At 59.7% G+C, this 12,258-nt stretch carries 13 protein-coding genes and 1 pseudogene; 6 read left to right on the plus strand and 8 right to left on the minus strand.

Annotated features, from left to right (window positions below; genetic code table 11):
* Positions 1-23 precede the first annotated feature (23 nt).
* From PQR42_RS37385 to PQR42_RS37405, 5 genes and pseudogenes are all read left to right on the plus strand, one after another.
* On the plus strand, positions 24-338 hold the full coding sequence (locus PQR42_RS37385) for an RHS repeat-associated core domain-containing protein (RefSeq protein WP_408495155.1): 315 nt from the start codon (positions 24-26) through the stop codon (positions 336-338).
* Positions 339-375: 37 nt separating this feature from the next.
* Positions 376-750, plus strand: a complete 375-nt coding sequence (locus PQR42_RS37390) for a hypothetical protein (protein WP_408393839.1) — start codon at positions 376-378, stop codon at positions 748-750.
* Between the two features lie 130 nt (positions 751-880).
* A pseudogene (locus PQR42_RS37395) lies at positions 881-1,024 on the plus strand (RHS repeat-associated core domain-containing protein); the annotation flags it as partial.
* Positions 1,025-1,969: 945 nt separating this feature from the next.
* Positions 1,970-2,194, plus strand: coding sequence for an RHS repeat-associated core domain-containing protein (locus PQR42_RS37400; RefSeq protein ID WP_408393836.1), 225 nt, complete (start codon positions 1,970-1,972; stop codon positions 2,192-2,194).
* Between the two features lie 252 nt (positions 2,195-2,446).
* Complete coding sequence (locus PQR42_RS37405) at positions 2,447-2,848, plus strand: hypothetical protein (RefSeq protein WP_408393833.1); 402 nt, start codon at positions 2,447-2,449, stop codon at positions 2,846-2,848.
* A gap of 54 nt (positions 2,849-2,902) precedes the next feature.
* Here PQR42_RS37405 and PQR42_RS37410 read toward each other — a convergent pair whose 3' ends face one another.
* Positions 2,903-3,136, minus strand: a complete 234-nt coding sequence (locus PQR42_RS37410; RefSeq protein ID WP_408447866.1) for a SymE family type I addiction module toxin — start codon at positions 3,134-3,136, stop codon at positions 2,903-2,905.
* Between the two features lie 154 nt (positions 3,137-3,290).
* Here PQR42_RS37410 and PQR42_RS37415 point away from each other — a divergent pair, with 154 nt between their 5' ends.
* Positions 3,291-4,328 (plus strand): IS481 family transposase, encoded by a 1,038-nt coding sequence (locus tag PQR42_RS37415; RefSeq protein WP_408393956.1) that lies wholly within the window; start codon positions 3,291-3,293, stop codon positions 4,326-4,328.
* A 181-nt stretch (positions 4,329-4,509) separates the two neighbouring features.
* Here PQR42_RS37415 and PQR42_RS37420 read toward each other — a convergent pair whose 3' ends face one another.
* The 7 genes from PQR42_RS37420 to PQR42_RS37450 all read right to left on the minus strand — a co-directional run bounded on the left by PQR42_RS37420 (position 4,510) and on the right by PQR42_RS37450 (position 12,111).
* Positions 4,510-6,219, minus strand: coding sequence for a J domain-containing protein (locus PQR42_RS37420; RefSeq protein WP_408388675.1), 1,710 nt, complete (start codon positions 6,217-6,219; stop codon positions 4,510-4,512).
* A 6-nt stretch (positions 6,220-6,225) separates the two neighbouring features.
* Entirely contained in the window at positions 6,226-7,935 is a 1,710-nt protein-coding gene (locus PQR42_RS37425; RefSeq protein WP_408495139.1) for an Hsp70 family protein, read from the minus strand.
* Positions 7,936-8,216: 281 nt separating this feature from the next.
* The gene (locus PQR42_RS37430) at positions 8,217-8,678 is read right to left on the minus strand and encodes a GNAT family N-acetyltransferase (RefSeq protein WP_408211637.1); all 462 of its coding nucleotides are present in this window, start codon (positions 8,676-8,678) and stop codon (positions 8,217-8,219) included.
* Positions 8,679-8,977: 299 nt separating this feature from the next.
* A complete protein-coding gene (locus PQR42_RS37435) occupies positions 8,978-9,397 on the minus strand; it encodes a DUF6841 family protein (protein WP_408388671.1) in 420 nt (139 codons plus the stop codon).
* Positions 9,398-9,423: 26 nt separating this feature from the next.
* Positions 9,424-10,527 carry an NAD(P)/FAD-dependent oxidoreductase gene (locus PQR42_RS37440; RefSeq protein ID WP_408388669.1) on the minus strand — a complete coding sequence of 368 codons (1,104 nt, stop codon included), beginning with the start codon at positions 10,525-10,527 and terminating at the stop codon, positions 9,424-9,426.
* Between the two features lie 139 nt (positions 10,528-10,666).
* Positions 10,667-10,870: a DUF3562 domain-containing protein gene (locus tag PQR42_RS37445; protein ID WP_132379526.1), complete on the minus strand. Its 204-nt coding sequence runs from the start codon at positions 10,868-10,870 to the stop codon at positions 10,667-10,669.
* Positions 10,871-11,046: 176 nt separating this feature from the next.
* Positions 11,047-12,111 (minus strand): DMT family transporter, encoded by a 1,065-nt coding sequence (locus PQR42_RS37450; RefSeq protein WP_408388667.1) that lies wholly within the window; start codon positions 12,109-12,111, stop codon positions 11,047-11,049.
* Between the last annotated feature and the right edge of the window lie 147 nt (positions 12,112-12,258).

The following is a 12,258-nucleotide window of genomic DNA, read 5'->3' on the forward strand; positions in this document are numbered from 1 at the left end:
CACGGGAGAACGATGGGACGGGGTTGTATTACTATCGCAATCGGTACTACAGCCCGCAAACCGGACGGTTCATAAGTGAAGATCCGATCGGGTGGGCGAGTGGGCAGACGAATGCGTATGCCTATGTGGGTGGGAATCCGGTTCAGTTCACGGATCCGTATGGGCTCGGGCCATGGGATAACCCATACGGGCTTCCGAAGGACTTTTGGAATTGGTATCACGACAGTGGCAATATGAAAGGGGAAAAAGGATCCAACGGCCAAGTACCTAAGGACGAGGCACGAGGAGCGTACTTAGAGTGGTTGCGTCTGGGTAAGCCGGGCCCCGAGTGCAAATGATGCAACATCCCCTTGAAGCCTATCGTTGGGACGGGATATGAAACTCAACATCCGGGTCGATGCTCAATTCCATGAGTTGCAGACCGTGCAAATTGACAGAATGAAAGAGACTTTTTCCGTTCAAGAAAGAGAGGGGCGGGACGGGCGAAAGATATTTCATGTTTGGCTCTCCTCCAGTGAGCGTATCGTTGATGACGTAGATGCGGAAATTCAGAATTTTTTGAGGAATTTGCAAAGATGCGGGTTCGATGAGAAATTAGAAAACACCTTACGCATTGCCGTATTCTATAAATTGAGTGAAACGATTGTGTTTTCGTTTTACGCGTCATCAAAAACGCTCAGGTTGTTGGCGGATTGCGGCATGTCGCTCGAGACGATCGGATACCCCTGTTCCGACGATGAGGCTCAGTAAGATAAGATTGCCGTTTGCGAGCGAGGCGGGAGGGGGCGCGGGTGCCCCTTCGAAATTCGATATGTTCACAACCTTTTCGGCTACGACGAGACACCCCAACTGTTGACGCTTCGCGTGCGCCGCTGCCCCGTTGTACTACTATCGCAATAGGTACTACAGCCCGCAAACCGGACGGTTCATCAGTGAAGATCCGATCGGGTGGGCCAGTGGGCAGACGAATGCGTATGCTTATGTGGGTGGGAATCCGGTGCAGTTCAGCGACCCATCTGGGTTGCAGGCAATTCCCATCCTTCCGCCACCTCCACCGGCTGGGCCGGGTTGCAGTCCGGGCTCGGGAGGTGTTCCGCAATGGTTTAGCGATCTGTTTGTGGGTCGACTTTTAACAGGCCGAGTAAGACGCCGAATAAAGGCGAGGCAGGGTCAGTCTACGTGAATCCCGGCAGCGGGCAGGAGCGAGGTTATGGCGCTGACGGATGGCCGGATTCGGATGTTGACTGGGACCAACACCATGGCCCAAATACGCCTGTGCCGCACGGGCATGACAGGGGGCGTAAGGAAAATGGCGATCCTACCCGCGGAAATCCTGTCCCCATTCATGGTCCGTGGCAACCAAAATGATGGACGGAAAAATGACTATCAGTGACGTCTCCTCCGATAACTGCTCCTTGCACGATGCAGAAATAGTCTCGATCAGCGTGGATCGAAACATATCGGTATGCAGGATCGGCTTGTTACGTGTCGCGGGACAATGTTGCACAATCGAGTTAATCGGCGTTAAAGCATTTCGCGCCGAAGATTTCGTATTGCAAAATGTAGTAAGCCGAATGTTAAGGTCCTCAGCAAAACAATTTTCGACGGAGGCGATCGACTATTGGATGACTTGGGCTACCAGTTTTTCTGATACCGACTCCTGGCTGAAGCCTGACTCTAAGCATCATTGGTTGGCGGCCTTCAATGAAGGGAGGCTGGAGCTGTTAGTTTTCGAGTCATCGATCGGAGCGCAGATAGCCGTGGTCTGCGAACGAGTAATGTTTCGACCACGAGAGTCTGAAGTTGCTCGGATAGATAGTATCTAGTACAGAAGGCGGCAATGCGGCTCTTCGAATTGGCGAATTCGGAGTTCGGGCTATCGGTGGCCAATTGAGCATGATTACGTTCGGCCAATGCAACTACGACGCGGTCGCCCGACTGCAAGCGGGTGACTGTCGAGGCAGTACCGATGTATTACTATCGCAATAGGTACTACGACCCAACCAAAGCCCGATTCGTCAGTGAGGATCCGATCGGGTGGGCGAGTGGGCAGACGAATGCGTATGCTTATGTGGGGTGGGAATCCGGTACAGTTCAGCGATCCAATGGGGTTGCAGGCAGTTCCGGTTCCTATGCCTCCTCCAACTGGGCCGAGTCGCAATCCGGGTTCGGGAGGCGTTCCGAAATGGTTTAGCGATCTGTTTGATGGGTCGACTTTTAATAGGCCAAAGAATCCACCCGATGAGGGCCCGGCAAATGGTTGGATTGAGGGTCCGCGCCGGGGGCGTGAATATGGACCGGATGGTTTGCCGCAGGGCGACTATGACAAACCGCATCAAGGCAACGAGGTGGATCACGTGCATGAATGGCCAGGGGGCTCGCGCGAGGAGCCGGGACGCCCTTGCTCGCCGTGGCGCCGAAAACCGTGACAGACGGGAGCGCATCGATGATTGATTTCTCTGGTTTCGTGGAGGCGCGTGTCACTGGAATCACCTTTACTGAGGACGATAAAGGCGTCAGCATTTTTTTCCGCGGACAGGCCAGGCAGCGTTTCACTCTGGTTGCGGAAGGAGTGGATCGCTTTGTTGCTGATGAATTCCGCGAGCAGAACATTGTTGACAGAGTTCATCTGTGGGATTCGGCGAGTGAACCGAATGACTATCGGGATTCGCTAGCGCTTCTGTTGTCCGGGGTGAGTGGTGACCAGAGGGATGAGGCAGCCTGGTCACCGGTGATTGAGCGCGAAGTGATTGCGATCGAACGAGGGGAAAAAGTGTTCGTTGAGATCGAGCCTGTGTACGGCGGATGGATTGTTCTTCTTGCGAAGAGCGTAGCCTTAAACAGGTAGATGTGTTTGGGAATCAAGTTGTGACGGAAGGGCCGCTTTGCGGCCCTTCTGCGTTTAAAGCGGCGTAATGATGAGCCGCTGGTACTCGACGGTGATACGCACGCGGGATCCGGGCTCAAAGCCGGCGGTCTCGATCCAGCGCCCGGAGAGCTTCATCCACGAAAAGGTAGGCGACCCCTTGCGCATATGGAAGGCTGGCGTGCCGGTTTTCTGATAGCGCCAGGACTGCTGGATGGTGACAGACCGTTCGGTGACGGGCGCCGGTGGTGCTTTATGTGTGTGAATCACACACTTTATGATTGGCGTCAGCCATGACCGACTCTCTTGATATGTATTGAACTAGACTAAATCTGACAGTGGTTGGTTTCTCGTGCTGTTTGCGCTGGCGCGAAGGGCGTAGCCCGGAGCGACAACGCAAACAGCAAACCGCAAGGAGTCCGCCATGACTCAGGAACAGAAGGTCATCCGTGCCAAGCTCGGCATGCTGGAGTTGGCACGACAGCTTGGCAATGTCAGTCAGGCCTGTCGTGTAATGGGCTATTCCCGCGACAGCTTCTACCGTTTCAAGGACCTGTACGAAACAGGCGGTGAAGCGGCGCTGCAGGAAATCTCGCACCATCGCCCGATCATCAAGAACCGCGTGGATCCTCAGGTCGAGGCCGCCGTGCTCGAACTGTCGCTGGAGTTGCCCGCCTACGGCCAGATACGCATCGCCAACGAGGTACTTAAACGGCACGCCCTGAGCGTCTCGCCGCAGGGCGTGCGCGGCGTCTGGTTGCGCCATGACCTTCAGACCATGAACAAGCGTCTCAAGGCTCTGGAGGCCAAATCCGCCCAGGAAGGGATGGTGCTGACCGAGTCGCAACTGGCCGCGCTCGAGCGCGCCAAGCTGGAAAAGGAAACGCACGGTGAGTTCGAATCCGAATGTCCCGGCTACTGCGGCGCCCAGGACACCTTTTACGTTGGCACACTTAAAGGCGTGGGCCGTGTCTATCAGCAGACCTTTGTCGATACCTACTCAAAGGTCGCGTTTGCCAAACTCTACGATCGCAAGACGCCGTTGCCGGCCGCCGATCTGCTCAACGATCGCGTCGTACCGTTCTTCGACAGCTTTGACATCCCGCTCGCACGCGTGCTTACCGATCGGGGCACCGAATACTGCGGTAACCCCGAGCATCATGAATATGAGCTCTATCTGGCGGTGGAAAACATCGACCACACCCGCACCAAAGCGCGCTCTCCGCAAACCAACGGCATCGTCGAACGCCTTCACAAAACCATGCTCAACGAGTTCTACCGCGTCACCTTCCGCAAGAGGATTTACGACTCGATCCCGGCCTTGCAGGCTGATCTGGACGTATGGCTTGACCAGTACAACAACGAGCGCGAACATCAAGGACGATGGTGCTACGGCAAGACGCCAATGCGCACGTTTCTCGACTCCCTTGATCTTGCCAGGGAGAAACTGATCCCTTACTGATCGGCTTCGTTACTTCGTTTCCCGACTATCTGTCAGATCGGGTCCAGGCTAATACACTTGATAAGAGTGGGCGATAGTCAGCAGGAGTGAATGTTGGTAGCACTCATCGCCCGGAACCTGTCCGCACTTCGTTGACGGCGTTACATCACCCTCTTACGCGCCCCTGAACATCGATTGCGCTCTACCCCACCCGCCGCTGCCTAAACCCCTCAATAACCCAGACACTCATCAACCCCGCACTCACGCAGGCGATAATGTCCGGCTTATAAATCGCCAGCGCCATCCACACAAGGTTCGCATACCCGCGAAAAAACGCCGGTATCGCGGCGCGCAGATCATTCCAACGCGTCGTCGCCAGCACGCCGCCCGCTGCCGACATCACCGTAAACAACGCCCACGCGAACTGCGTCGCACGCACTTCACGCTGCAACAGCAACACGATCAACGCTGCGAATCCAGCGAACCACAAAGGCGCGCAAACCCAAAACAACAGCGGCCGACGCGCGATCCATCCGCGCCATTCCGCTTGCGAAAACGAAACGAAGAACGCGAACAGCACACCATGCGCATAAGGCATCAACCACGCATGCGAGTCCATGGCGAGCCAGTGGCCCGCAAAGCCCAATGCCGTCGCGCTGAATGCGGCGAGTATCGCGAGCTCCTTGATAGGCGGCCAGCCGTGAATCAGCGCTGCCCAGATCGTACAGACGCCCAGCGTGGCCATCGCGATCGATGTCGAACGGCCGCTGCCGTCCTCACATAGCGCAACAGTGGTTGCGCCGAGCCAGACAGGGATCCAGCCATAACGCAGCCAGCTGACCGAGCGCAACGCCCGCAGCCGCTGTTGCTGCGGCTCGGACAGCAGCACGGTCGTGGCGGCGACAGTCACCAGCGCGAGCATCAGCGTCGACAGAAGAATGCCCGACTGAGCGGGCGACCATTGATCGAACCATCGGCTGCTATTGGGGTTCAGTGAAGCGTCTGCGAACAGCAAACCACACCACGCGTTCAACGCGAGCGCCGGTCCAAACAGACGGCCCGCGCCGATGCGAAATTTGAGGCAACGTCCCCAGAAATCGACTTTCTCGGCATCGAGTCGCAGCCGCACGACATTCGGATGGTAGCGGCCAAGCGCGGTCAATAGCTGCTCCATCTCGGCGCGCACGCCGGCACGAAGCAGCGCTCGCGCGCCGGCCGCCATTTGCGGCAACGGACCTTCGAGCAATGCCATTGCGCTCGTGAAGCGCAGGCGCAGCGTGTTGTAGTCCTCGTCGGCGAATACGCGGTTCAGCGCGAGCGTGGCGATCGCCGCGTTGCGGCGCCGCAGATGCGCAGCGTTGTCCCGCCAGCCGAGAACAGCGCTCAAATTCATGCGCAGCGTGGCGGATGTGTCCTCGTTCAGACAATGACACAGCGCCTGCCATTCGAGTTCATCGCGTGTTGCAATGTTGACGACGGCGGCGAATAGATCCTGCAACGATCGGCGCGACTCGAGGTCTTCCGCTTGCGCGATGAAGTTTTGCCAAAGCTGGACGGCGGTTTCGAAAGCGTCGGGTTCGCGGACGGCGGCCTCGACTTCCGAAGTGTTGATCGTCACGCGGGACGTCGCCGGCGCGGTTGCAGGCTCCCGCGTGGTTCCGATCAACACCGCGGGTTCAGCAACAGAGGCGTTCGCTGTCGGTGCCGCGCCTACTTCTTTCGCGGCCGCGCCAGTAACCATCTGCAGCGCCGACTCATACGCGTACCGCAGACGCTGAAACGCCTCGGCATCTTCATCCGGACGTTGCTGCTTCAACAGCCGCGCATAAGCGCGACGCACCGCTCGCTCGTCGGCATTCGACTCGATGCCGAGCACGTCCCACGGCCAATGATTGTTGGAGATCGTATTCATGGCCGCTCAGTAAGTCACATGCACGTCGAAGCGATCCAGCAGCGCGTTCAGTTCGCCGCGCGCCTGCGCGATTTCGTCGGCGTTCTGGCGCTCGATCAGTGCCTGGAAGCGAGCGATATGCGCGGCCAGATATTGCCGATGATCGCCGAGCGTTTCTTCATAGACACGGTCGGCGCGCGTCAACAGCGTCCGATTCTCGAGTTGATCGCGAGGGTGGATCTTCAACGCGCTCAACGCCGCGAGACGCTCGCGAATTTCTTCCGGCGTCATGACGCCGGGATTTTCTTCGATCACCATCGCGCGTTTCACGCCGCCCGGAAACGCGGTGGCTTCCACTTCCAGCACGCCGTTGATGTCGTAAGTGAAGCGCACATCCGCGCCCGCTTCGCCCGCTGCTTTGAGCGGCACTTCCAGCGTGAATTCACCGAGCGCGACGTTGTCGGTGGTCAAACGCGCTTCGCCCTGAAACACCTTGATGCTCAGCATCTGCTGACGGTCGCGCACCGTGAAAATGCGCTGCATGCGGCTCACCGGCACGATCGTATTGCGTTCGATGATCGGCAGAAAGTGACCCGGCACGAACTGAGCCGGCCCGACCTGCATGGCCGTATCGATGCCGAGGCTATAGGGCGCGACATCGGTCAGCACCATTTCGTCGAGCCCGGCATCGCGTCCGACGAGTCCGGCCTGCACCGCCGCACCGAGCGCGACCACTTCGTCCGGGTTCAAATGTCCGGCGGGCAGCCGGCCAAACATCTTCGAGACCAACTTGCGGACCATCGGCATGCGCGATGCGCCGCCAACGAGGATGATCTCGTCGAGCGCGGCGACGGCAATCTTCGAATCGCGCAATGCGCGTTCCACGGGTTTGCGCAGCCGTTGCAGAAAATGCTCGCAGGTACGCTCCGCGGCGGCCGCGTCGAGTTCGAGCGCGTGCCGGTTGTCGCCGATTGTGAGTTCGAGCGTGACACTTTCGACGCCGTTCTGCGTAAGCTGACGTTTCGCGCGTTCGGCCTGCTGATGCAGACGTTGCGCGGCAACCCGCGTGAGCGATTGGACCTTGAAACCGTTGCGCAGGCAGAACAACTCGACCAATGCTTCGGTGAAGTCTTCACCGCCCAGAAAATTGTCGCCGGTGCTGGCGCGCACTTCCATCACGCCTTCGAAGAAGTCGAGCACGGAGACGTCGAAGGTGCCGCCGCCCAGATCGAAGATCAGAAATTTGCGTTCGCTGTCGCGTTGATGCACGCCATACGCGAGCGAGGCCGCGGTCGGTTCATTGACCAGGCGCAGTACATTCAGGCCGGCGAGTTCGCCGGCAATGCGCGTGGCTTTGCGTTGTGCGTCGCTGAAATAGGCGGGCACGGCGATCACGGCGTCGCTGATCGTTTCGCCGAGAAACGCTTCGGCATCGGCCTTTAAGGACTTGAGCACCAGCGACGACAACTCTTCGGGACGCAGCATCTGTGTGCCGAGCGACACGGTGCGGCTCGTGCCCATGTAGCGTTTGAAGTTGGCGGCGGTGCGCTCGGGATGCGTATGCAAGCGGTCATGAGCGGGGCGGCCGACGAGGATCGAACCATCGCCGTCGATGGAGACGCACGAGGGCGTGAGCGTCTCGCCTAACGCGTTCGGGATGAGCACGGCGCGGTCGTCGCGCCAGATTGCCGCAAGACTATGCGTGGTTCCAAGATCGATGCCGATGATCGAAGGCATGTACAGTTTCCGATTCGTTTGCGCCCCTCCATGAGGAGATCGCCCAAGGTTTCGCTGATGAACCGCGTGGAGCCGGGTGTAGCTCCGTCCAATGGCGATAACGGCAGACCGCACGCAAACTTGAGCGGCGCGGGAAACGAAGGCGGCGGAAATCGGACCGGACAATGCGCGGCGCATGGTGGCCGCAAGATCGGTCGGGGATAGAAATGCAATGTGCCGCACAGAGCGCGCGGCACGGCGAGAGGAGCGGGAAGCGTGCTAGGCGAGCCCGCCGCGTGGCATCACAGCGCTTTGCGATAGACCACGAAGCCCGAGCGGTCCGCAACCTTGTCGTACAGCTTCATCGCGGTCTGATTCGTTTCGTGCGTTTGCCAGTAAACGCGTTGTGAACCATCGGCTTTGGCGCGCTCATACACAGCCTCGATCAACGCGCGGCCGACGCCGTTGCCGCGCTCGGTGTCGAGCGTGTACAGGTCTTGCAGATAGCAGATCGGTCCTTTCATCGTCGTGTGACGGTGATACAGGAAATGCACGAGGCCGAGCAGCTGGCCGTTGCGTTCAGCGACCATTGCATGCATTGGCTCGTAGCCGTCGAAGAAACGTTCCCACGTGATTTGCGTGATCTCGCGGGGCAATGCGGTTTCGCCCGAGCGGCCATAGAACGCGTTGTAGGCGTCCCATAGCGGCAGCCAGGCGTCGAAGTCGCCGGGGACCACGGGGCGGATTTGAATCGAGGCGGACATGTGCGGTTCCTTGTTGAGTGAAGACGCCAAACCGTCAGCATAGAAAATTTGCGGTGCCATTGTTAGATCCACAGTACGTTCAGAATGTGGAGCCACGAATTGGACCATGGGCTGTGGGTGCCGAATGTCGAAGGCGCCTTGGGTGGGAGGAGACTCGCGCAGTAGGACTTGCATTGCGACGGCCTGCGCCGTGCGATTCGCGACGGCGACATTCGTTACGACAGCTGTATGCTCACGAGTCGCTCGCTCGATGAATTTCCGCTCGCACAGTCAGCGCGCCGAGAAACCGCAAACCGCACTCAGTACGAACGCTGCTTGATGCCCCAACGCCCGTCCTGCCACGTTACGATCCAGACATTGCGATGCTGCGCGATGATCGAACCGTCCGCGCGATTGCGCGAATACACCACACGCAGGTGCACTTTGCGTGGGCTCACCAGTACCACTTCCTTTTCCTGATACGCAGTGTGATGCCACCCGGTATCGCGTGCCAGATCGTCGAAGAAAGCGGCGGGCAGTTGGCCAGGCCGTTCCCAGATCACCAGCTGTTCGCCCGAAAGAATGACGTGCGGGAAATGCAAATGCGCGTCCATGCCGTCGAGATCGCGCGCGTTGAAGCAGGCGGTGAAGCCGTCGATGCAGGCAAGCGCGGCAAGCGTCATCGCGGCTTCGTCGATGTCGTCTTGCCGCGGAATGAACAATGCGTTGGCGTCAGCCATCGTTGCGTGTGAATCGAGGAAAACGTTCAGGCCGTTTCGGCTCTGAGCCATCGCGAGAGCGTGGCGTCGTCGTCCGTCTCCAGCGCCTCCGCGATTCGCCGCCCCACCGCCGCGCCGAATTTGTAGCCGTGTCCGGAGCAAGCCGACACCACCAGCGTATTGCCGATGCGCTTCGAAAAGAAACGGTTATCCGCCGTGAACGTGTATGCACAGGTCTTTACTTCGGATACCGCATATTCGTCGATGCGGCTGAACGGCGGCGCAAACAGCCGCCGCAAACGGTCGCCTTCACCGGGCGCCGCAATGCGATTCGCGTCGGGGTCCGGCGCGCGCGCTTTATTGATGCCGGCGCCAAACTTCAGACCAATGCCGTCGAGGGGCGGCAGCACATAGCCATCGCTCGCGCCGCCGATATCGACGATCGCGGGCGCCGTCGACCACGCGTCTTCCAGATCCGCGGGCGGCTCCAGATAGGCGACGGTGTTGCGATACGTCATCAGGCTTTCGGCGAGCGCGGGAAACAGTTGCAGCGTCCATGCGCCCGCGGTGACCACGAGCCGGTCCGCATGCACGATCACGTCGTTTTCGATGCGCACGGAAGCGGTCTGCGGGTCGACTGCGAGTACCTTGGTGTTCATACGAATGTCGGCGCCGCGCATCTTGAGCCACGCCTTCATGTCGCGTGCAATGCGTTCGCTGAAAAGTGCGCCGCCGTCGTGATCGAGGTAAGCGTAACGAAACGTGGCTGGGTCGAGAAACGGGTAGCGCGCCGCGGCTTCGCTCGGTTCGAGCCTTTCATACTCGAATCCCATGCGGTCGAGGCCGTTGCGGAACTGTTCGGCGCCATCGCCCGCGAATTGCGAAATGCCGAGCACGCCGCAGTTGGCATAGTGGGACACGCCGAGATCGTTCCACAGCAGGTCCCAGCTATCGAACGCCTCTTCGATGTTTCGCGCATAACCGTCTGCGTCGCCATATGCGCGACGAATCATGCGATGCCGGTCGCCCGACGCGCCGAGTGGATTTGGAATCGAGCCCTGCTCGATCAGCGTGATGTCATGTCCCTGTTTCGAGAGCGACCACGCCGTGCTCAAACCGGCGATGCCCGCGCCTACGATTGTTACCCGCATGCCAACTCCCCCGAGTCGATGGTTCTGGGCGAGAGTCTATCAGCGGGAAAAAAATCGGTGCGCGTTATGTGAATTTTTGCGCGAGTCGGTCGAGGCGAAAATGCGATTCAGCAGGCGGTGGTCTCCGCGCGCCGCCGTGTCAGTGTTTGCGATTCGAACTGTCGCGAAGCTGGTTGCGCACCTTTTTCGCGGCGAAGAGCGGTACGTAATCGAATACTCGCGCGTCGTGCCGGTAGTTGGCCAAGGTGTCCGCGTACATCTTCGAGACCGTTTCCGCCGGCGTGTCGGTTTCTTCGGCGATGCTTTTCACTAATTCATCTACATTAGGCTCGGGTTGTGACATAGATCTCTCCAAAGATGCAGACAGGTTGAACGGATGGCACGCGGACAACAGGAGTTTCATTACAGGATGCGATGCGCGACGATGCCAATTGAATCGGCCTATCGCATGATTTTTTTTCAGAGAGATTTTTGTCTTGCGATGCAGCAAGCGCCCGTGCGGCGCGGCCGGCCGAAAAATCAATGCGTATGCCGGTGATGGATGTCCGGGAAATGCGCATGCGCGTGCGTCATGGGTACATGGCGGTGCGGATGGGTATGTGGCTCGTCGCCGTCCCACGCGAAATCGTGCTCGTGCTGGTGATGCGCGTCGTGCCGGTGACGATGCGAGTGCTCGAGCGGATCGTGCGTGTGCGGATGCTCATGACGTTCGCGAATGTGCAGCCACACGCCCAGCGTCATCAGCGCGGCGGCGACCCAGAAAAGCGGCGGCGGCAGTTCCGGCCACAGCAGCCATGACAAGGTCACGCCGAATAGCGGCGCGACCGAAAAATATGCGCCGGTTCGCGCGGTGCCGAGATTGCGCAGTGCGACGACGAACAGCACGAGACTCACGCCGTAGCCCGCAAAGCCGGTGAGCATGGCGAGCGCGACGGTCGAGACCTTCGGCCACGCGGTGCCGAGGGTGAGCGCGAGCGCCACGTTGACCGAACCGGCCACGAGTCCTTTTATGCAGGCGATGAACATCGCATCGTGCGTCGACACCTTGCGCGTGAGATTGTTGTCCACGGCCCAGCACGCGCAGGCGCCGACCAGCAGCAGCGTGCCCGGCGGCAGTCCCGCCGCGCCTGGCTGCCACGACAGCGCCGCGCCGCCCGCGACGATCGCGGTCATGCCGAGGAACACCTGCACGTCGACGTTCTCGCGAAACACGATCCACGCGATCAATGCGGTGAATACGCCTTCCAGATTCAGCAGCAGCGAACCGGTGGCGGCTGGCGTCGTTTGCAAACCCAGCATCAGTAAAGCTGGCCCTGCGATGCCGCCGGCTGCGATCGCGCCGGCCAACCACGGGACTTCGCGTAATGGGAAGTGGCTGTGGCCGGCCGGCTGCCCGGCGCGGCCGCCTTTCAGCCGGCGCGCCAGAATCACCGCGGCAAGGCCGCAGCCGCTGCCGAGATAGAACAGCCCGGCCAGCAGGAACGGCGAGAGCGAGCCGAGCAGCGCTTTGGCGAGCGGCGTCGTCGCGCCGAACAGGGCGGCGGCGAGCAAGGCGGTGAATGCGGCGTTGAAACGGGTAGGCATGAGGGAATTCGTGTGGGAGCGGGTGTTGCGGACACGATAACGCTAACCGGATCGCGCCGCTTGTATCGTCGCTATGCTTCGCTGAACAGGCGCTCCGACAGAAAATCCACGAAAGCGCGCAGCTTCGGCGATAGTGCCGGCTGGACG

This window comes from Paraburkholderia sediminicola (assembly GCF_046027355.1).
Classification (GTDB): domain Bacteria; phylum Pseudomonadota; class Gammaproteobacteria; order Burkholderiales; family Burkholderiaceae; genus Paraburkholderia; species Paraburkholderia sediminicola_B.